Raw genomic sequence first — 22,605 nt, 5'->3', positions numbered from 1 at the left:
CATAACTAGTTATCAAATGCAAAAAGATTTTAAAATTGCCATCATCGGTTGCGGAAACCTTGGCCTATCGATTGTCAACGGCTTATTGGATAGCCCTGAATTTACAGGAAAGAATTTAGTGGTCACCAAACGCCATCCCGAAAGCCTCTTTTATTTACAATCTCAGGGAATCACTGTTTTGGCGGACAATAAAGAAGCCGCGAAAGACGCCGATTTGGTGGTATTAGGCGTGAAACCCTACAATGTTTCCACGGTATTGAAGGAAATAAAGCCCGTATTATCGAAAGACAAGCAGGTGGTTGTTTCCTTGGCAACAGGCATCACCTTAGAATTTATGGCCGATCATCTGGAGCCGGGCACCACGATTTTTCGGGTCATGCCCAATATAGCATCCGACATCCAAGCTTCCGTTACCTGCCTTTGTGGTGCAAACTTCAGTGAGGAGGCCGAATCCATGGTGAGAAAGGTGTTTACTTGTATTGGGATTTGCATCACCATCGAGGAACACCTGATGGAGGCAGCGACTGTTTTGGGTGCTAGTGGAATTGCATTTGTTTTGCGCTTTATGCGTGCCATGACACAGGGAGGGATTCAAATCGGGTTTGACGCCAAGACAGCCAATAGGATTGTGACCCAAACAGTGATTGGAGCCGCTGAGCTGATTCAAAAGAAAGGGCTGCACCCCGAGGCCGCCATCGATAAAGTGACTACTCCCAAGGGCTGTACCATTGAGGGGCTGAATGAAATGGAACACCACGGCTTCAGTGCTGCCATGGTAAGAGGGGTATTGGCATCATATCGTTTAATTGAAAAAGGATGATGAAGAAAATTCTCATTTGGCTGTTGGGTGCTGCCATTTTATTAGCGGTGGTTTTTATGGTGGGCCCTAGGGAAAACATACGCGACCTAAGCGGTTTTTACCCCGAAGTACCACGTGATTTAGACCTATTGGAAAATTACGTCAAACAGGGAGAAGACACCGTTGCAGGTCTTAAGCCGAACAACGAAGCTCGCATTCTCTGGGCTAACCCCGAAGTAAAGTCTAAAACACCGTACAGCATCCTGTATGTGCACGGTTTCGGCGCCAGCCAAATGGAGGGTGACCCGGTCCACCGAAAAGTGGCCGAATATTTTGGTGCAAACCTTTTTTTGACCCGCCTTCCCGAACATGGGATAGACCGGGAAAATGCCTTTGAATACCTTAGCCCGGAGAAATTGGTGCAAGGGGTCCGGGATGCGTATGCGATAGCCGCCGAACTTGGCGACGAGGTCATAGTCATTGGAACTAGCATGGGGGGAGCACTCTCTTTGGTGCTTGCTTCCGAACGCCCCGAAATACATGCATTGGTGCTTTACTCCCCCTGTATCGTGGAGTACGGGAATCAATTGGAGCCCCTTTTTCAGCCTTGGATGAAACAATTGATGAAAGCTACTATGACCAATGCGCAAGGTGTGCAGGAAGTCCCAAGAGAAGGAGACAAGGCAAAATATTGGGCTAATCGGTACCATATCAATGCCTACACCAGCCTAGCGGTCATGCTTCGTAGCACCATGACTGAAAGCACCTTTTCAAATGTATCCCAACCGCTTTTTATGGCCTATTATTACAAAGACGAAGAAAATCAGGACAAGGTGGTGTCGGTTCCTGCGATGTTGGACATGTTTGAAGCTGTTTCAACTCCTGAATCTAGAAAAATGAAAAAGGCATTCCCTGAATCCGGAGACCATGTGATTGCGTCCAGCATCACGTCCGGGGATTGGGAGGGAGTGCTGGAAGAATCTATCCGGTTTTTAGAAGACGTGGTAAAAATTCCCCAATACAGGGTTTCACAGGAATTAGCTGCCTCAGAATAAGTGATATCAAAAAGCCCTTTTGCTTACGCAGGTATCTGCGGGCAAAAGGGCTTTTTTCTTAAAACGCATGTATGATGGGCTATCAAAACCCACTGGCCAATCCAATTATAAAGCTGATTACCAGTAAAACCAGAAACAGGTAGAAAATAACCTTGGCCAGCGAGGCCAATCCCGAAGCTATCCCAGTGAAACCCAAGACAGCGGCGATCAATGAAAGTACCAGAAAAACAATAATCCAAGTTATCATAGTGTAAAACGTTTGGTTAGTTATAACCTTCTCGTTACAAACACTATTCCACGAATGGCTATGTGGAAAAATATTCCCCTACAAATTAGAACTGTTCCAGTATTTTAATCCGCTTTTCTATGGGAGGATGCGTGGCAAACAGACCTGTGATCATACTCATCATCCCCGAGGACTTGTCCGGCCGGTTTTCGATAAACATCTCAGCCACGTCATCACTTTTCACAGTGGCCACCCGGTAATTTCCAGAAATCTTCCGCAGGGCTGAAGCCAAAGCTCTGGGGTTTTTCGTCATCTCCGCTGCACCACTGTCGGCCATATATTCCCGCTTACGGGAAATAGCAAAACGAAACAGCATGCTCAACAGAAAGGCCACAAACGCAATCACCATGGCAATCAGCAACGCTCGGTTGTCCTTACTTTCCCTCCGTCTACCACCTCCATAGATCATGCTTCGGAATAAAATCTGGGCTACGAAGGAGAAGATTCCTACAAAAATCACCGAAACAATCAACAGTCTAACGTCTTTGTTTCGGATATGCATCAGCTCATGGGCTATTACACCTTCGAGCTCCTCATCGTTTAACTTCTCAATGATTCCGCGGGTTAATGTAACCGTATAGGTTTTTTCGTTTATGCCACTGGCAAAGGCATTTAACGCGGGATCTTCTATCACGTTCACCTTGGGCATGCGCATTCCCTTGCTCATGCATAGGTTTTCGACCAAGTTATACACCCGCATATTGTCCTTTCGCTCCAAGGATTTGGACCCAGCCGCACCATTGATCATCTTACTGTGAAACAAAAACGCAATGCCAAACCAAATGGCCACTGCGATCAATACACCTGGGATGGTCTGTATAAAAACCTCATTGACATCGTAGGCCGGTCCCGCCTCGTATTGAGGGGTAGTGAGGTACAAAAACGCATAAACCGCCGCAAGAACCAATAAAGGAAAACCCAAAAGTAGCAATACCGAACGGGTGTTATTCCGGCGGATTTGGGTATGAATCCCCACATACTTTGACATATCTCTTTAAAATTTAATCTCAGGGGCTTTATCCATGCGGTCTCGCTCCGACCCTCCCAAATCAAACATGGGTTCGGTATGAAAACCAAACATCCCGGCAATGAGATTTGAAGGAAAACTCTGAACGGCTACATTAAATTCCCGGGTAGCAGAGTTAAAAAACCTTCGCACAGCAGCCAATTTGTTTTCCACATCGGATATTTCTCCCTGGAGTTGCATAAAATTGGTGTTGGCTTTTAAATCGGGATAGGCTTCCACTTGGATACGCAGTCCTTGAAGTGCCGTACCAAGCTCCTGTTCCGCAGAGATCTTCCCCTCAATGCTGCTCGCATTCATCGCCCGTGACCTGGCTTCTGTCACTCTTGTAAGTACACCGGCCTCGTGCTCCATGTATCCTTTTACCGTGCTGACAAGCTGTGGAATCAGGTCGTGGCGTTGCTTCAACTGAACATCAATATCTGCAAAGGCATTTTCGCGGTTATTTTTCAAGGCTACTAGCCTATTGTAGAGGGATATGACAAAAAGTGCCAAAACGACGACGACGATAAGTACAATCCATGTAGTGCTCATAGGGGTTGCTTTTTTAGAGTAGTTTAAACGGTCACTTAAAAATAGGGAATAACTAACGTATACACTATTGAGAAGCCCATTTATATTGTATTATTTCAGCTATATTTGGAAAACTATACGAAGCATTCCATGAAAAAGTTTGTTGGCCCCGTAATTATCGGATTGGTGGTGATCTTATCCATCGTGATTTGGTGGAGGTATTATTTTGTATTTGCAGAAGGCGTCAAGGCCGGAAACCTCAATTATTTTGAAAGAAAGGGATTTTTATTCAAAACATGGGAAGGAAGACTTGTACAGGACGGATTTCAAAGTCCCAACCCGGGCGCCTTACAGAGTAATGAATTTCGATTTAGCGCATCTAGTGATTCCGTCGCTGTACTGCTTGAGCGATCGGGAGGACAATTTGTGGAGCTTCGGTATAAAGAATATTTAAACCCCCTTCCTTGGCGGGGTGCCAGCAAGTATGTGGTAACAGAAATAGTCGAAATCCGTGATTCAGGAAGAAACGGTTTGCCCATCCAATAGCTGACTGAATCACCCAACCGAACTGCATTTGCGATTTTGATTCTGTCGGTATGTTTATTTTTTTGAAATTTGGTAGGCTTAACTTTTTTAGGAAGGTTTATATTTTTAATGTATTAGATAAATTTTCTATATGATCAATCTTTTTCAAGCCGGGTAAACTCCCGGATGTCAGCCACAGCAGGCATCAACAAACCAAATAAGTAAATACGTACATCAACAAACCGGCACCGTAAAGGAACGAAGAAACGGGGTCTGACTATCTGCGTCAGAGAAACCAATTAATCCCCCAATTGCATCCATTCCAATCCAAGGATCCGCTGGAAGATCAACCTCCAAAGATGCAAATCTACTCTAAATCAACTGCCTAAATCAACCAAACAAAAATCCAAACTGCTAGGTTACACACCCGAGACGATTTCAAAGTACATCCAAAACCTAGTCCAGCCTCGTAGATGGGGAATACTGGTACCACCACAAGGTGGGATCTAAACTCTGAGAAAACAATTGACATATGAAACAGATACAATCCGGCAGATTAGCAGACAGCAGAAGGGAATTTCTAAGAAAAACAGGAGCTGTAGGTATCATGAGTACACTAGGAGTTGGCTTCTTTACGGCCTGTTCCGAGGATACGGAGCCCAACATTCCGCCGATTGCGGATGGTCCTGGTGGAAATAGTGGTGTCACGGTTGCCAACAACGTGATCACGATCGATTTGGAGGTAGCCACAGCATTGGCGGAAGAAGGAGGATGGACGCTGATACCCCAATCGCGGGTACTGCTAGTCAATACTGGTTCAAATAATTTGAATGCACTTACCTCGGTGTGTACCCATAGTGCATGCGACAGAAATTGGACTTTCTCAAATAATCGCTTTACTTGTACTTGCCACGGGTCAAGGTTCAATACGGACGGTTCCTTGGTAAATGGACCAGCTACCCGGCCTCTGCGAACCTATCCGGTTTCCCGAAACGGTAACATCGTAACCGTTAACTTGTCATGAGTAACTGGAAACGGATCGGATTCATGGGGGTAGTTCTCCTCAGCATGCAATATTTCAATGCCAATAGCCAAGTGTTCAAAACAGAGAAGGGCCAGGTGGAATTTGTATCGGAGGCACCCCTGAATAAGTTTTCCGGCAAGTCCTCGGTATTAAAGGGATTGATTGATTTTGACCAGAATCTACTAGATTTTTACTTGGACCTCAACACCTTGAAAACGGGGATTGGTCTGCGGGACCGGCACATGCGGGAAAATTACCTGGAAACAGACAAATTCCCTTTTGCGGAATTTACCGGTAAACTGGAACCTGTTCCACCCTTGGAAGAAGGCAAGGAAACGGCTGTGAATGCTATCGGAAAATTTAAAATCCATGGCATTGAACGGGATCTTAGGGTTACAGGCTCCGTTTTACTGAAAAACAACCTGTTAACCCTAAAAACCAGTTTTCAGGTTCGGCTTGGAGACCATGATATAGAAGTTCCCAAGATAGTCTTTTACGAACTCGCAGAAGAGCAAGCAGTTCACATCGATGCGCTATTTACCAAAACCCAATAATATGATCACACGTATCTTTATTTTACTTTGTTTGGGTGGGCTTTTTTTGACAATGCCGGTCTATTCGCAGTTAGAACGACGGCTGGAAAGTGCCTCTCAGGAAGTGGACCTAACGTTCCATGCCCCCCGGCAGATAAACCTATTTACCGTGGAGCCTTTGGACAAGGGGACCCTTCACTTTGCCATTATGCATACGTTCGGCGAGGTTGACAGCGGTGTCCGAGACCTTTTCGGAATTGACAATGGGGCAAATATCCAATTCAGCCTCGAATATGGGTTAACGGATAAGTTTTCGTTGGGGATGGGCCGACAGAGCCGTGACAAAGTGTATACCCTGTATGGGAGATACCACCTGCTGACGCAAACCCAAGATAATCGAATGCCGCTTTCTCTCTCCGTGATGGGGGGAGCTGCGATGAATAGCTCTGATTACAGCTTTTTAATTATGGGAGAGCCTTCATTTTCCGAACGGACCTCCTACGCAATCCAATGGATGGTTGCTCGAAAGTTTTCGAACAAAATCAGTCTGCAGCTTAGCCCCATGGCGGCCTATTTCATAGATCCAAATCCAATATTCTTCATTGAGGGTGACCAAAATCTATATACCGCTTTAGGTATCAGCGGGAAATACAAACTCACGGGAAAAACCTCGTTAACTGCCCAGTGGATTGGTAACTTGAACAATAATTTACGAAACAACCTTGGTTTGGGGGTGGATTTAGAAGCCGGTGGGCATGTATTTCAACTCTATCTGGTCACCTCACCCTTTCTCAATGAAACCTATCTGCTGGCGGGAGGAAATGGGGTACCCGGCGAACAATTCCGATTGGGCTTCAATGTAAACAGGGTATTCGGATACAGCCGATGAATACCGACGAAGGTTTAGAAAATGAAACCTAATCCCATTTCGATTCGATTTCCCTCCTTGCTTCCGTCCGGCAAAACCTGCGAGTTCCATCTGATTTGGTAGTTAGACTTCAGAACGATGTTTCTGCGGGGATTAAAATTGGCACCCACCGTCAGTGAAGTGAGGTCCGTTTGGCTTATGGGACTACTTTGCAACTGAGCATGAATACCGGCATGTGTATTCAATCGCTCCAGCCTCGCAAAAATGGGAAGCTGAAACTCCTGCTTTCGGAACAACCCGTTGGGGTTCTTTGCTTTGCCCTCCGTAGGGAAAAAACCAAGCAACGGTAGGATGTTATAACTAGTTTCGACATACCCGCCATAGACCTCCTTTCCAATTACCTGTGAATTATTCAAAAAACGGTAAAGCCGATCTGTATTCCTCATCTGTCCATAGGTTCCCAGAGCCATAAAATTCCAGTTTCCCCGCTGATGTCGCACATAAGCACTAAGGAGGCGTGTTTGGGCATCCACGCCCATAGGCCCTTCTTCCATTACCACCTGATGGTCCCTGCCCATTGTGGTAAAAAGTCCGCTTACCGAAATCTCCGTATCTTCTATGCCCTGGTACACAACTTTTGGATTAAACACGAAGGAACTGAAATTAAAGCGGAGTGCGTTATCCCGCCCCCGTCTGATCCAAGTAGCCCCATTGAGGTTTTCAGTATCAAGACCCTGAAAAACGCCAAAGCTCCATTTCCATTTCTCCTGAAAAGTGCCGTAAAAGGTCACGCCCAAATCGATCCATTGGGAAGGGATAATCAATCTCTCAGCTTCTGGCCTGTTTACGCTATAAAACATGATAGGCTCATCGTTGTTATTGATAAATCCAATGCCCGGCTGATGGGTACCTACCCGGACATTCAGCCGTTCATCCAGCAAAAAGTCTAGAAAAAACTCCGGCAGGTATTCGAAGTCACTTTCCAAGCTGCCGTCATTCAGAAATTCCGCAAAGAACTCTCCGTACACTACCAACCAATTGACCGGCTTCCAAGCAGCATAGGCAACGAAACGCTGAAGATTGGTGTAATACAATTCCAGGTCACTTGAGCCCCTATTCTTAGACCCTCGGTAGTTCACAAAGTTCGTTTCACCAAAACCTGAAAAGGTGAACTTGGCGTCTGTGAAATAGATTTTGGAGGCTGCTATGGGTAATCCACTTTGGGTTTCGTAGGTAAGCGTATCAACCAATTTTCGCCTCTTGGAATCTAAAGGGTCTTCCTGTGCAAAAATGCATATACTGGGCGAGAAAAACAGTAAAAAGCCCAGCAAATAGAGTTTGGGAATCATATAGGTGATTTTTTTTACAAAAGTGGTTTCCCAAACCTTAAAATCCCCTTAAAGATCCTAAAATTACCCTTAAAGCTTACTGCATGTTACTTGGCTTTGTACTTGTGGGAAACTCCAAACTGAATCGATTGGTCTCCTCATCAGCGGCCTCATAGCTGATTGTTCCTCCATGAATCTCAGCAATCCTCTGTACCAATACCAGTCCAAGTCCAAACCCTTTGGTACCATGGCTGTTAGATCCACGAAAAAAATGCTGAAACAAAAAACTTCGGTCGTTTTCGTTCAATATGGTGCCTTTATTGCTAAATTGAATGGTCAATCGATTGTTATCACCTGTAAAAACGACTTCCGCTTTCTGGTCTTTACTAAAAGCGATGCAATTTGCCATCAGATTCGATAAAGCAGCACGCAGCAATCGGAAATTACCTGATACAGTTAATAGATTTTCATCTTCCATCACTTCTCCATAGCGAATGGAGAAATAGAAATCTGGAGACAGGTTCCTATACTCATCGGCTAGATCAAAAATTAACTCATCTATTCGGATGGCATCATTGGCAATGTTGCTTCCCGATTCTGCCTTTGAAATCTCTAGAAGCACATTCACCATTTCACCAAGGCTCTTTGTTCGTTCCTTTTGGCTTGAAACCATTTTTTTAATCTCAGCCAAATCCGACTCCGCTTCCATTTTTTCAAAGTTAGAAACCAGCACGGCAATAGGTGTCTTCAATTCATGGGAAATATGATGGATCGCATGCTTTTGAAAAGCAAATGCCTCGTGCAGTCTCGTCATCAGCTCATTGTACCGGTTTACCAAGATATCGATCTCATAACTGCTGTCACCCACTGAAATGGCTTTTTCCCGATCTTGAATTTGCACCAGCTTCATCCGCTCGGCTAGTTTCGTGATGGGTTTGGAAATCCGTTCTGAAAGATAGACCGATACAATGACAACTACGAAGGCAATTCCAAAAAATGCCCCCCAAAGTACTTTCCTGAGAAAAATCAGCTTAGCGTAGCCAAACTCATCGTACGCTTTACTTATCCCATAATACTGGTTTCTATCATACTCAACATACATCCCGACCAGATCGTAGCGTCCGTCTTTAGTTTCTATCCAAGGATTTTCGATCGACAACTGCTCCAAGATTTCCTCTGGGTGTGCTATGGGCGTATCATCAATACTCTCATAAATCAACTCTCGCTGTCCATTGAAAATCAACAATTTTTCATCGTAGATTTTTTGGATAGTAACCTCTTCCAAGGAAGCCAAAATATCGGAATCCATTCGACGTATTTCACTCAAAAAATAAAGTGTAGCAGTTATTTTTTCCAACTGCCGCTGCTGAAACTCTTCTTCTCGGTATTCGGCAAAAAGCGTGTAAATAAACAACATCGTCAATCCGGTAAGTAGAATCACCGTCAACGAAAAATACACCAGTATTTTTTTCCGGATACTCACTCGATTGTCTGTTCGTCCCCCCTATTACTTACACAGCCTTGATCAGATTCAAGGTAGTATCCATATCCGACCCTGGTTCGTATGGTCTCTTTTCCAAAGGGCTTGTCCAGTTTATTTCTTAGGAAATTGATATAAACTTCTATGGTGTTCGTATTCGCCTCCACTACCGGACCCCATATTTCGTTGATCAACTCCTTTTTAGATACTAAATCGCCTTTTGACATCAGGAGTCGGTGTAGAATCTGGTATTCTCGTGGGGTGAGGTTTATCTCCACACCATTCCTCATTACCTTTTTTGATTTTTTATCCAAAACAATATCGTCAAAAATCAACCGGCTTTCGGAACGGAGGTCTTCCGGTAATAATTCCGCCCGTTTTATCAGCGCTTGAATTTTCAACATCAACTCCCTCATGTAGAAAGGTTTAGTCAGGTAGTCGTCAGCTCCAGATTCGTACCCCTTCACCTTATCTTCTAGTTCATCAAAAGCGGTCAAGATCAATACCGGAACTTGTTTTTCATAGGAACGAAAGGCCAAGCACAGATCAAAACCATTCTTGCCGGGAAGATTTACATCCAAAACTACCAGCGAATAATCCCCTCTTTGCAACATTCTTTCTGCCAATCCACCGTCAAAAACCGACTCCACGGTGTAGCCCTGCTCGCCGAGGGCGTCTCGGATATTTGCATTTAATACAGGGTCATCTTCTACAAGCAAAATTGGCTTCATGCGAAACAAGCCGTTTGGTTCGACCGCAATATACAAAAAATCACCTAGCCCTTACGGTCATACGTTCTGCAGCTGTAAACGCCTACTTTGGACAAGCATCACATCCACATCCAGTCTTATCTTTGGAATTTTTTCGAAAAAACTGCCGGTAAATCCAGCTTGAAATTACCGTCAGAAAGAGTAACGCAACAAGTATTTCCTGCCAGTTCATAGAATAGGAATTAGCTAAACAGTTGATAGGTAAGCAAGGCGGAGAAGTAAGCGACGGCCGTCATGATGATCGTCTGCAAAATAGGCCACTTCCAACTCTTTGTTTCCCGGTACACCACCGCCAATGTACTCATGCATTGCATAGCAAAGGCGTAAAACACCATCAAAGAAAATCCAGTTGCCCGATTAAACACTCTCTCCTCTGTGCCTGCTCGGGTTTCTTGGGCCAGTTTTTCCCGAATGGTAAGCTCATCCTCCACGTCCCCACCGATACTGTAGATGGTTGCGATCGTAGCGACAAAAACCTCCCTTGCTGCAAAAGAAGTGATAAGCGCGATGCCTATTTTCCAGTCATACCCCAAAGGGCGTATGGCCGGCTCAATGGCCTTTCCCATAATGCCTATGTATGAATTTTCCAGCTCTTTAGAAGCGTAAAAATCCTCCAGATCTTCGATTTCCTCCTCCGCAGCAGCGGAAAACGCTGCCTCCCTTTCCGCTATTAACGGCTCCATGCGAGAGTTGGGGCCGTAGGAAGCCAATACCCAAAGCACAATGGAAATGGAAAAAATAACCTTTCCAGCCTCCAAGACAAAAACCTTGGACTTGCTGAACATGGTGAGCAGCACAGCCCTCCACCTAGGCATGCGGTAAATCGGTAAATCGCAAATTAAAAAACTCTTCTCCCCTTTCTTGAGTATGTACTTTAACGCTAAGGCGCCCAAGAGCGTAGCCGCTATGCCCAATAAATACATTAGCAACAAAGCGATCGCCTGCATGTTGATGCCCCAAAACGGGTCGGCTGGCACCGTTAACCCTATCAAAATAATATAGACCGGAAGTCTGGCGGAACAGCTCATCCATGGGGTCACCAGTATGGTAATCAATCGCTCCTTGTTACTGCTGATGTTTCGGGCTGCCATAATGCCCGGAATGGCACAAGCCATGCCGGATATCAACGGAACCACACTTTTGCCGTGCAAACCAAACGGCTTCATGATTCGGTCCATGAGGAATACAACCCGTGACAGGTAGCCTGTGTCTTCCAAAAACGCCAAAAACCCGAAAAGCAAGGCAATCTGTGGTATAAAAATGAGGATACCACCTATTCCAGGGATCACCCCCTCAGCCAATAAATCTGTAAATACCCCAGGCGGAAATGTCTCGTAAACCCAAGATCCCAATGAGGCAAACCCCACATCTATCCAGTCCATGGGCACCTCCGCCCAGGCGAAAATAGCCTGGAAAACCAACAGCATGATAGCCAAAAAGACGATGTACCCGCCAACAGGATGAAGCATTATCCTATCTAAAGCCAACGTTATCCCTTTTCGCTTTTCTGGGCTCTTGGTAACGCATTTCGCAAGTATAGTGGAAATTTTCTGATACCGCTCCACCGTTTCTGCTACTTGCAGTTTTTCGAGATCAAGTCCCTCTTTTTCGGATTGGTCAGCCAGCCAAAGACGATCCGACACAGGTAGTGAGTGATTCTTGGCCGAAAAGACCAGCAGTTGAAACGCCTGATACGTCGATTTTAGACCATATTTTTCCTGTACGGATGCAATCAATGGCGCAGGCATGTAGCGTTCTACATCGATCAGGGGTGGGGCAGTTTCAAATCTATTGGAGAAAATCAACTCCTTAATGGAATCAATACCCTCGTTCTTACGGGCATCCGTCAAAATCAACGGCACACCCAAGTGCTTGTAAAGCTCAAATACCTTGATTTCGATGCCCTTTTCGTAAGCAAGGTCTTTCATATTGACCAAAAAGGCCATCGGAATGCCCAGATCCATCACTTGAGTACCCAGCAAAAGGCTCCTTTCCAAGTTACAGGCGTCCAATATCACCAGAACACCATCGGGCTTTTCCTCTCCTAGTCCATTGAGTACCCGGTGCGCAATTTCCTCGTCCTCGGATTTAGGATATAAACTGTAGGTGCCTGGCAGATCAATCAATTGATAGACATCGGTACCACGTCGGATTGTACCGACCATCTTATCCACAGTCACGCCGGGATAGTTGCCAATTTTCTGACTCAATCCTGTAAGCTGATTAAAGATGCTGGATTTGCCTACATTTGGATTGCCAATAATGGCGATAGACTTAATCTGCTTGCCTGATTGGATTTTATCCATTGCATCAGGAATTGTCTGCTTCCACGATTACCAGATTTGCCTCGTCGGCTCGCAGTGCAATCAAGTTGTCACCAACCAGAAAGGCTAGAGGGCCTCCGAAGGGTGCTCGTTGTACCAGTTCCAGAGATTTACCAGGGAGAATGCCTATCTCCAGAAAATTAATAGCAAGGGATGAGTCTGTAATTTCCTTGATCTTATATCGGATTCCCGTCGGAATATTTGAGGTTTTCAGCATGAGACAGCAACGAGGTTCAATACTTTTATTAAGATTAAGTCAAAATTAATCCATTATTCCATTCAACCCAAATTCAGGTAAAAAAATTCCGGGATCATCCCGGTGCAACCAAACGAAAAACCGGTCCAACGAATCGTTGTTGGACCGGTCTTCAGGAGTTAGGAAATACTAAAAGCAAAAAAACAATAGGCCTACGAATACCATGGTTGGTACTGCACTCGTGTACCCTACTTCCGAATCAACAGCCTTAGGGCTTGTACATGCGCCGAATCGGACACCAAGTGCACCGTATACACCCCGGCACTCAACGACTCCAGTCCAATTGTGACGGATCCACTAAGAATCTCACCGTTGCCACGATTGGAAACAATGCGTCCTTGCATATCAGAAACCAGGATTTGATTGACTTCGAGAGACGCTGGAATGTCAAGGGTTACAAAGTCCCTGCTTGGATTTGGATATAACGTAGCCAAACCACCTTGGTCTTTTCCAGGAGGAATATCCAGCCGATTCACACTCACGCGGGGACTGGTTACTACTCGTTCATTGCCCGACAATGCGGCCATTTGAACAATGGATAGCCCAGATATATTGGCGTTATTTGCCTCTCTAACCATGTTTATATCTAATTTGCCATCACTGACAATAATACCTTCAAAGACAATCTCAGTAGGTTCATTGTTCCCCTCTACGTATATGTCAAAGTTATCTTTCAATAGCTGACCTTCAATGAAAATATCAAAAACTCTTAGACCTGGTGCGGCGGCAGGTCCTCTTTTCCCGAACCAAAGTTCGTTGTGGTATGTCTTGACGGTGTAAATTCCATTTTCTACTGGAATCGAATATGCCAAATTAGCCGCGAAACGTTCTGTCTGGAACAGTGGATTGGAACTTGCTGCCGTATTGGAATAGGTGCTGTTACTAGAGTATATCGAAGGGGTAAGCAAATCCCCTACGTAATCAATCCCGTTCCAAGTAACAGTATTCCCGCTGCCCGTATTGTAATGCCATTGGCTAAGTGGCTCCGAGCCCAAAACAGCTATTTCAAGCGAAGCAGTGGAAATTTCTCCAACTCCATTGGATACCGTCAACGTGACAGGGTATACACCAGGAATCGTATAAATTTTAGTTACCGCTACCAAATCCGACGATGTACCATCTCCAAAATCCCAATGAAAATCAAGTGGTCCTTCACCGGTTGAGTTTCCTCCGTTAAATGCTACTACAAGAGGAACCACACCACTTTTTGTGATAGATTCAGCAACGGCTTTGAGAGGAGTAAAGCTATTTTCAGAAATAATGGAGATTCCAGAAATTGAAGCGTTGTTTGCACTTGCAATCATACTCAAATTCAGGACACCATCAGTAACCATCACATTGGTAAATGTCAACGTGATCGGTTGATTGTTTGATTCTACAAATATGTCAAAATCATCTTTTACCAGTTGCCCTTCCAGAAGTATATCAAAAACACGTCTACCCGAACCGGTGGTAGCAGTTGTTTTTCCAAAATAGAATTCATTATGGTGAGTTTGAACTGTGTAGGTTCCATTTGGCACCGGTATCTCATAATGCAATTGTGTAAAGAAACGATGCGATTGAAATAATGGCTCAGAACTCATCGTACTCACCACCCGATTAAACGACTCTGAATAAATACCGGGGGTCTGGCTTTCAGCGACGAATGTATTTCCTAGATACTGCACAGTAGTAGATGCCCCTGTATTGATAAATCTAGTGAACGATCCAATCGGCGGACTTACCATGACTGATACCGCACTCGAAGAAGATCTACCAGATCCATCTGTCACCGTAAGTACGACCTCATAGGTTCCAGGTTCGGAAAAGACAAAAGACGGGTTCATCTCAGAAGATTGGCCAAGATTACCGAATTGCCAATTGTAGGTCAAATCCCCCTGACCCGAAGAACCACTTCCTTCAAACTGAACCGTCAACGGTGCTGTCCCGGATGTCCGTGATGATACCGCAATTGCAACAGGTAAAACTACTCCTGAAGGAACCAATTCTATCGAAATTCCAGAAATACTGGCTGAATTAGCACTTGCAATCAAATCAAGATTCAATATTCCATCGCTTACCAAAACATTCTCAAAAACCAATTCTATGGATTGATTACTCGCTTCCACAAAAAGGTCGAAATTTTGCTTCACCCGCTGCCCCTCAAGGAATATGTCGAATACACGTCTGCCAGGTCCCGTGTTAGAAACTGTTTTGCCAAAGTAAAACTCGTTGTGGTATGTTTTTATAGTGTATACACCATTTGGAACCGGAATCGAATAATTCAAGGTCGTAGCAAACCTATGTGACTGATAAAGAGGAATATCACTTACAGCTGTATTCGTTCTGGAGAAAGATTCTCCGTAGTAAGATGACAAAGGACTATCTCCTACAAAACTGACTCCCTGATAACTGACTGTGGCATTGGTCCCAGTATTTAGATAAAGCCCGAATTCCAAAGCAGGGTTTACAACCGTTATTTCAATACTTTCCGATGCGGTACGTCCTAATTGGTCCTGGACGGTCAGAAGAACTCCATAGGTACCTGGATTCTCAAATGTATGAACCGGGCTAGGATCAACAGACATCGTTCCATCGCCAAAATCCCACACATACGATAGCTGGCCTTGACCTTCGGACCCACTGCCATCAAACTGAATTTGTAGTGGCGCCGAACCGCTTGACTCGGACACGGATATTCTCGGAACAGGGCGTGCATTTAGCCTACCTTGGTTTTGTATCGAAAGAGCCGATATAGTGGCATTGTTCACACTAGCGACCATATCCAAATTGATAAAGCCATCCGTAACTTCTATATCTGAAAACTCCAAAATGACCGGGCGATTGCCATTTTCAATAAATAAATCCAAATTACTTTTAACAACCTGACCTTCTAATGAAATTGAAAACACCCTCCTTCCTGGCTGTGCGGCAGGGCCGTTGATCCCAAAGTAAGTTTCATTGTGATAGGTTGTAACCCTATAGATTCCATTTGGAACTGGAACGGTATAGCTTACCTGTGGACCGAATCGATGAGACTGGAAAATAGGAATCGCACTTGCGTTTACGTTCGAGTTGGTAGAAGTTGAATTGTTAAAATAGCTGTTAAATTTCGTGTCGGACAGAAATAACTCACCCTCATACAATACGTCATTAATTGAACCAGTATTTAAGTACAGATTGATCTCCTCGTAAGTTCCATCAGCTACCAGGTCAATAACTTCTTTTGTCATATCCCCTTTTGTAATTTCCAACTGCGCAACGTTCTCCAACTCGGTCCCTATATATTCAAGTTCAAATTCCAGCCCTCCATTTGGTTGGATAATAGCATGTTCCAAGCCCAATCCTCGCAGTGCAAAGTTCGCTTGATTATCGTTAATAAGCTTAATTGAGCGAATATAGATAGCTTGGTTACCATTTTTCGCCTCCAGTTGGACTTTTACGCGCTCTCCTGCTTTTACATTAATTGTGCTTTCAAAAACCAGCTCACTGGCTCGCAATGGACTTCCTTTTGGTTGATCAAACCCAAAATACTCCATATTGCGCTGTTGTCCTCCTCCCCGGTTGGGTGATCCGGCTGCAACATAGAGCCCGTTTCCAGACACAATGCCTTGTGTCCCATGTCGCGGAAAATTAAGGTTACTGATTTGCTCCCATTCTTGCGTTACCGGATCAAACACCTCCGTTGTAGCCAACGCTGGACCTGGAGTAGGGGTTTCACCACCAGCTATAATCACCTTGTTAAAGTAATTGTTGGTAATAGCACCCGCTCTTGGTGTAGGAATATTCTTGGAAGGATCCAAGGTGGACCAAGTGTTCTCAGCAAAGTTGTAAACATCTATTTGCTGGATAAGTGGTCCAAATACCCCTCCCGGTCCACCAATAGTTCTTCCGCCAACAACATACATATTATTACCCACAACCGTTGCATAGAAATGATCTCGGGCTCTTGGAGCATCTGCCAATACTCTCCATCGGCCTGTAGCTGGATCAAACTCATCAAAATAATTTACTGCTCCACCTTCGTGACCTAGCTTATTTCCGCTTATCACATAAAACTTATCGTTGTAAAGAACTAATCCTGCGGAACCCCTCCTTCGTGACTCTGGAATCTCCGGACCTTGAATCCATCGCTTTGCTACAGGATCAAAGGCCCAAACATGTTCTGCAGGCACCTCATTTGGGAAATTATTTGATTTAAACGCACCAATGACCCATATCAAACCCTTGTATTCTGTAGCTTGAAAATGATTAAACGGATGAGGGCTTACATTGACCAATGCCTCCCATCGATCCTCCGAATAGTCATATACATCTATGGTTAGTGCATTTTCACGGCCACCCATTAAGTAAAACCGGTCTCCTGCCTGTACAAAAGCATTTTCATGTCTTGCGGTATAGGCAGTAGATTCATTTTTCACGTTCCAATTCAGCTGTGAAATCGGAGGACTGATAGTCCAGTTAAAATTAAAGGACACGGCATCTGAACTGATTTCATCCGAATCATCTACGGTAATTGTTACGCGATAAGGACTATTCCCAATGGCATTCTCAGCGATCACACCATATATTGTACCATTCGTCGGCTCGATGTCTAACCCAGGTGGTAAGCCTACTGCCTTATATGACAGCTGACCATCACCCCCAGAGGCTTTGACAAATAGGCTACCATCCAACTCTTCACCCATAAAGGACAATTGATCACCAACGGGCTCGACAAGTATCGGTGTTTGTATTGGCTTACCCCAGATTTCAATAGCATTTACAAGCGGGCTTTGTATGTTATTTATGAAAGTAATGTTGATGGCTCCGTCTGTAACCCGAACTGGGTATTGTTGCATTGCACCCACCCTGTGGCCATATCTCGCTACTAGATCTAAATTTGACTCTACCAGTTCGTCTTCAATCATGATGCTGAATACGCGATTGGTCACGTTTGCTGTCCCATCGAAGCCATTACCCATGTATAGATTTACTGTATAATCTCCGTCTGGCACCGGAATTTCAAATACCATCTGACCTCCACCTTGATTGTACCGTTCTCTGGAAAAAATAGCGGTATACAGGGCATCGGAAATATACGTTGGAATAGAAGCATGGCGGTTAGCGGGATCAAAACTATGCCCTGAATTGGAGCCCGAACTAACTTTGTAAAACTCGGTTTGAAATGCACCATTTACCGAATTGGCTAACCAATCTACCCCTCCCGATTGATCAGGAATCAACGGGCCTCCGGCATTGATTCGCAGAATAACCTCCTTATCCTGCTCGACAGTAACTGAAAAGGTTTGCTCGATAAAATACCCGCCGAGGTCAGTGGCACGAACTACTAAATTGGTCGACACTGCGTCATTGGGTAGGCCGACGGTAAGTAATTCTCCGTTTATTGACGGTTCAAATTTCTGGTTTGAATTCCCAACGATCGAATAAACCAAATTATCAACACCTCCGTTGTCATCAAAGTACTCACTAAGATCTATAAGCAAATCAGGATCATCAAAAAGTCGCGAAAAGTTAGGCAACGACCGAATCACGAAAGGCTGCTCTCCAGATACTCGAAAGAAATTCCAAACACCGATAAACGATTTGCTCCAGTCATTCGATGTACCATAGATACCAATCGCAAGGGGGATTTCCGACTGCTGAATTGCTTGAAGTACGCGACCAGTAGCCATAATTTCAGCAACTTGAATTCGGGTATCTTCCCCAAATTTGACAAACGGCTTCACGGTGCCGGCTACTGGATCAACATCGAAGGACAATTCAATTAACGTGTTTGAGTCAGGTCTCGCGTTTGTCGGAATAGCATACAAAATTGGAGACCCCACCTGAAGATCATTATTTTCTTGAGAAACAAGGAGTCCTTCATGTGTGAAAACCAGTTTGATAAAATTTGACTGGGTACCATCGCCCATTTGTATTCCCACTTCTCCATTTCCGTCAAAGTCGTATAACTGACCAGGTGACGATAACCCAATTAATCCTGAAGAGATCGAAAAAGGGCCTGTTGCGTTACTTACGTTCACCCCAAATTGAAAACCTTTCTCTTGCGTATTAACACTGCCGTTCGCAGTTCCTCCCGTCATCGAAACCTGAATAGCACCTGCTGTACCCCCGTAGATATCTGGAGGACCAGGCGTAGAATCCCCTTTATCCAGCCAATTCATCCAGTTTGGATTAGGAGCTCCATTATTCATAAACCCGGTTAAACCCAGTCCTAAATAACCATTCTCTCTATCCCTGTTATCCCGCTGATTGGTAAATAATTCATTGTTTATTGGTAGATCCCGCGGATCACCTAACTGAAACGGATCGTCCTCGTCCAAAATCCCATCGCCATCATCGTCCAAATCATTAAGATCTGACACGAAATCGCGGTCATAATCATTCGGTACGGATGCCCCCGAACAATAATCCGAGCCGTTGTCCAATTCATCCTGATTGGTATATCCATCGAAGTCATAATCAGCATTCGGGTCAAAATCGGGGTCTTCCACATCGATACAAATCACATTGTCCGCAGGTGTGAGCACTACAATGCGATTATCAAATGTTGCAACCCAGATTGTTCCTGGAAAAATATCGCTATCCCCATTGCAAGCAATTCCAAGAGCATTCCCACCGTTTAGGTTGAATTTGTTAAATTCTGCACTCTTCAATGATCCATCTTCATTTAAGTTAATCAGATGCAACTGCCCTTCGTTTTTCCCTACTATTAAAGACCCCTTCATCACGCCACCGAAATTAGACGCTTTGTACTCGTCAATTCCGTTGGAATTATTTGGGAACGGAGTCACAATCACCGGCTGAGGACCGTTACTGTTAGGAAGCGAGGGCGCAATAAAATCGGCCTCCGCAGGGTTCGCGAATATGGCGGGCACCGGTGGCCAGTTGGCAGGTAAAGAAGTAGCTGCATATTCATTGAAGCCTGGCGATCCGGGAGCGACTGGCTCCAGTATTTTTGTTCTAAAAAAATCCACGGGGGTAAACGAAGGTAGCACCCCATCGATTGAAAAATGGGTATATAAGCCGGCTCCCTGTGGGTCGAAGGGAAACGGTGCCCCTTTCACATAGGGCGAACCTGGGTTAGCACGAATGGGAGTCGGATGTCCACCATAAAAACCACCAAACTGATAATCATCAATATTGGAGGTTATCATCAACAAATGATCACGATTGTCTACGTACTCCCCTGAAGCTGTCTTGTTCAGCGGACTACCGCCTGGTTCCGCTGGAAGATACCGATTCGACACCAACGCTGGATTTCCTTCATTTTCAGGTAATCCACCCCAGTTGATATTTGCTCCATTGTCCGTTGCATACACCTTGCCGCTTTCAGTAACTACCAAATCATAGGAGTTTCGGTACCCTGCAGAAAAAATTTGGACGGGTCCACCCTCCACTATCATTCCCATATTGAGCCCGTTATTGCCTCCAAACGGATCATTTACATCAATTCCATCGTAATTTGGATCATTTGGATTGTATATACCATTCACATTTGGCCTGCTGGGGTCATCCAGTGTGGGAATATCGTATTTATATTTTCGACCAGAAAAAGGATCCACTTTTGTCACCAGCCCTTCTATAGCATTTAGGTCAACGCTCAATATTGCAGCAGAGAGCGCATATTCAGTGATATAGGCAAAATTCTTGGACGGTGAGCCGGCATTGGTAAACCCTCCGACAGCAACCAATAAGAAAGGTTTTCCCTTTATTTGGGTGAATTCGATACCGTTTATTGAGTGGTTTTCTTCGGATCTAGGAAGCCCCCTGACCAAATCGACTGTCTCCCACTCAGAACCGGTCCAAGTAATTCTAGATATCACACCGGAATTTGTATCTAAACCCTTATCTCCACTGGGACCTCCCCATTTAGGGTCCGAGGAAGTAACGTAAAGGACAGGATTGGAAGCTGTGCCAACCACAGTGATTCCTGTAATTTGGCGGTTGCCCCTTTTATCAAAAGCATGCAATCCGTTATCATCGTAATTGGGTATTGACTTGATACTCCCTAGGGTCTCTTCCGCAAGCACACTGTACTCGTTGCCTAAATCTCTAGTAATTGTATAGACCTTTATGTCGCCATTAAGCTGAGAGACGTACAACCGCTCGTCTGGCCCAAACTTCAATGAAGTCCCCGCATTTATGGGGGTGAAATTTTTAAAATTTAACGAAGACTGACTGAAACTTATATTCTGGCTGTACGTTGAAGTAAGCGTCAGAATAAAGATTAATAACGAATTAACCAGAACTCTCATAAAAGTAAATATTTAACTGAATAGAAATTATACCAAATTCGATATTTTATTGTAAAATAGATTAAATGAAAGTAACCTGAGAAAGGTCCTTTTCCCTCTAAAGGTAGAAAAATCAGATCAAACACCAATATTTAAATTACATTTTTTATGTTTTGAAATTCATTTTTATTAGTCCATCAATATTATTTACGTAGTAAAGAACTAATACTAGTTAGAAACCGTTTCGCCTCTATTGAAATTTTGATCTAACTAGGCTCAATGAAATCCTCGGAAAACTCTTTCACCTTAATCCTGATCTTGGGTGCACTCAGCACCATAAGCCCATTTTCGGTGGATATGTATCTCCCGGCCTTTCCTTCTATTGCCAAATCCCTCGATACAACCATCTCTGAGGTGCAGCTTTCGCTTACTAGCTATTTGATCGGTATTGCTATCGGTCAGCTTTTTTATGGACCGCTTTTGGATCGGTATGGCAGAAAAAAGCCCCTCTATGCCGGTATGCTTATTTACATAGTAGCGTCACTAGGATGCGCCATGGTTGACTCGGTGGAATCCCTAATATGGATGAGGTTTGTCCAAGCTATTGGAGGATGCGCCGGGATGGTAGCCGCACAAGCTCTGGTCAGAGATCTGTTTCCAGTAAACAAAATCGCTCAGGCATTTGCACTGCTTACGTTGGTCATTGCTGTTTCGCCCATGATCGCTCCTACCATTGGAGGCTACTTGGCCACCAAGATGGATTGGCACTACCTATTTATCGTACTTGCCGCCATCACGGCACTTATCCTGGTGCTTTCCTTGATTTACCTACCCGATGGGGCCTCTCCAGATCGTCAGATTTCCTTAAAGCCCATTCAGGTGGTTCACAAATATATATTTGTCCTAAAAAACAAACAGTTTCTAACCTATATCCTCGTAGGTGGCATAGCGGGAGCGGCGCCATTTGCCTATATAGGGGGTTCATCAGACGTGTTTATTAATCTCTATGGCTTGACAGAGACGGAGTACGGCTGGGTATTTGCCTTTCTAGCCACGGCTATGATTGGCTCCACACAGCTAAACCACGTATTGCTACGACGATTCCGAAACCAGCAAATCGTGATCACGGCCCTCTCCTATCAACTGGTGGTTGGTGCCTTCATTTTTTTAGGCATCTACCTGGATTGGTTTAATGTGCAGGTGTTTATCGTCTCCCTGTTTGTATTTCTTACAGGGCACGGACTAAGCATACCCAATGCGGCAGCCTTGTCGCTGAGTCCCTTTAGCCAAAATGCCGGCAGCGCCTCTGCCATGATGGGATTTATGCGGATGGCTATGGGTGGCTTGGTGACCGGGCTGGTAAGCCTGTTCCACAACGGCACCGCTATCCCCATGGTTTTGATGATGTTCCTGTGCATTCTACTTGGGCTTCTAGTACTCGCTGTATATTACTCCGATAAACTATTTAAACACAAAACCCCGATCAGATTGAAGACCACGGCCTAATAGGCTTTGTCCTATTGACTGCCGATCCTTGGTTTTTGAAACCCGTATCCGATTTATTCCGGCGGATTTTCCTAACTTTGCACTTTATTTCTCAT

16 protein-coding genes are annotated in these 22,605 nt (G+C 44.6%); 7 read left to right on the top strand and 9 right to left on the bottom strand.

Translation table 11 applies throughout. From position 1 onward, the window contains the following. Positions 1-16 precede the first annotated feature (16 nt). Both proC and JJU34_RS04425 read left to right on the top strand, forming a co-directional pair. Positions 17-820: a pyrroline-5-carboxylate reductase gene (proC, locus tag JJU34_RS04430; RefSeq protein WP_228691117.1), complete on the top strand. Its 804-nt coding sequence runs from the start codon at positions 17-19 to the stop codon at positions 818-820. Further along, positions 820-1,854, top strand: coding sequence for an alpha/beta hydrolase (locus tag JJU34_RS04425; protein WP_228691247.1), 1,035 nt, complete (start codon positions 820-822; stop codon positions 1,852-1,854). Before proC ends, JJU34_RS04425 begins: the two co-directional genes overlap by 1 nt. A gap of 82 nt (positions 1,855-1,936) precedes the next feature. Here the strand turns inward: JJU34_RS04425 and JJU34_RS04420 are convergent, their stop codons facing one another. From JJU34_RS04420 to JJU34_RS04410, 3 genes are all read right to left on the bottom strand, one after another. Then, entirely contained in the window at positions 1,937-2,101 is a 165-nt protein-coding gene (locus JJU34_RS04420; protein ID WP_228691116.1) for a DUF1328 domain-containing protein, read from the bottom strand. Positions 2,102-2,186: 85 nt separating this feature from the next. Beyond that, positions 2,187-3,128, bottom strand: a complete 942-nt coding sequence (locus JJU34_RS04415; protein ID WP_228691115.1) for a M48 family metallopeptidase — start codon at positions 3,126-3,128, stop codon at positions 2,187-2,189. Positions 3,129-3,134: 6 nt separating this feature from the next. After that, positions 3,135-3,698 carry a LemA family protein gene (locus JJU34_RS04410; protein ID WP_228691114.1) on the bottom strand — a complete coding sequence of 188 codons (564 nt, stop codon included), beginning with the start codon at positions 3,696-3,698 and terminating at the stop codon, positions 3,135-3,137. A 129-nt stretch (positions 3,699-3,827) separates the two neighbouring features. On the opposite strand from JJU34_RS04410, the gene JJU34_RS04405 reads away from it, so the two are divergent. The 4 genes from JJU34_RS04405 to JJU34_RS04390 all read left to right on the top strand — a co-directional run bounded on the left by JJU34_RS04405 (position 3,828) and on the right by JJU34_RS04390 (position 6,648). Then, positions 3,828-4,223: a hypothetical protein gene (locus JJU34_RS04405; protein WP_228691113.1), complete on the top strand. Its 396-nt coding sequence runs from the start codon at positions 3,828-3,830 to the stop codon at positions 4,221-4,223. A gap of 511 nt (positions 4,224-4,734) precedes the next feature. Beyond that, complete coding sequence (locus JJU34_RS04400) at positions 4,735-5,226, top strand: Rieske (2Fe-2S) protein (RefSeq protein ID WP_228691112.1); 492 nt, start codon at positions 4,735-4,737, stop codon at positions 5,224-5,226. Then, positions 5,223-5,780 carry a YceI family protein gene (locus JJU34_RS04395; RefSeq protein ID WP_228691111.1) on the top strand — a complete coding sequence of 186 codons (558 nt, stop codon included), beginning with the start codon at positions 5,223-5,225 and terminating at the stop codon, positions 5,778-5,780. The genes JJU34_RS04400 and JJU34_RS04395 overlap by 4 nt, the downstream gene beginning before the upstream one ends. 1 nt (position 5,781) lies before the next feature. Continuing rightward, the gene (locus JJU34_RS04390; RefSeq protein ID WP_228691110.1) at positions 5,782-6,648 is read left to right on the top strand and encodes a DUF5777 family beta-barrel protein; all 867 of its coding nucleotides are present in this window, start codon (positions 5,782-5,784) and stop codon (positions 6,646-6,648) included. Between the two features lie 14 nt (positions 6,649-6,662). Here JJU34_RS04390 and JJU34_RS04385 read toward each other — a convergent pair whose 3' ends face one another. The 6 genes from JJU34_RS04385 to JJU34_RS04360 form a co-directional block, all read right to left on the bottom strand. Beyond that, entirely contained in the window at positions 6,663-7,976 is a 1,314-nt protein-coding gene (locus tag JJU34_RS04385) for a hypothetical protein (RefSeq protein WP_228691109.1), read from the bottom strand. Between the two features lie 76 nt (positions 7,977-8,052). Beyond that, positions 8,053-9,438 carry an ATP-binding protein gene (locus JJU34_RS21760; RefSeq protein ID WP_228691108.1) on the bottom strand — a complete coding sequence of 462 codons (1,386 nt, stop codon included), beginning with the start codon at positions 9,436-9,438 and terminating at the stop codon, positions 8,053-8,055. After that, the gene (locus JJU34_RS04375) at positions 9,435-10,166 is read right to left on the bottom strand and encodes a response regulator transcription factor (RefSeq protein ID WP_228691107.1); all 732 of its coding nucleotides are present in this window, start codon (positions 10,164-10,166) and stop codon (positions 9,435-9,437) included. The genes JJU34_RS21760 and JJU34_RS04375 overlap by 4 nt, the downstream gene beginning before the upstream one ends. A gap of 221 nt (positions 10,167-10,387) precedes the next feature. Next, entirely contained in the window at positions 10,388-12,511 is a 2,124-nt protein-coding gene (gene feoB / locus JJU34_RS04370; protein ID WP_228691106.1) for a ferrous iron transport protein B, read from the bottom strand. Positions 12,512-12,515: 4 nt separating this feature from the next. Next, the gene (locus tag JJU34_RS04365) at positions 12,516-12,746 is read right to left on the bottom strand and encodes a FeoA family protein (protein WP_228691105.1); all 231 of its coding nucleotides are present in this window, start codon (positions 12,744-12,746) and stop codon (positions 12,516-12,518) included. A gap of 227 nt (positions 12,747-12,973) precedes the next feature. Continuing rightward, entirely contained in the window at positions 12,974-21,025 is an 8,052-nt protein-coding gene (locus JJU34_RS04360) for a malectin domain-containing carbohydrate-binding protein (protein ID WP_228691104.1), read from the bottom strand. 258 nt (positions 21,026-21,283) lie between these two features. Here JJU34_RS04360 and JJU34_RS04355 point away from each other — a divergent pair, with 258 nt between their 5' ends. Then, positions 21,284-22,510, top strand: a complete 1,227-nt coding sequence (locus JJU34_RS04355) for a multidrug effflux MFS transporter (protein ID WP_228691103.1) — start codon at positions 21,284-21,286, stop codon at positions 22,508-22,510. Positions 22,511-22,605 lie beyond the last annotated feature (95 nt).

Source organism: Lunatimonas sp., from assembly GCF_020832325.1.
GTDB lineage: Bacteria > Bacteroidota > Bacteroidia > Cytophagales > Cyclobacteriaceae > Lunatimonas.
The sequence above is the reverse complement of the archived record's forward strand: the minus strand, read 5'-3'. Positions and strand labels throughout refer to the sequence as shown.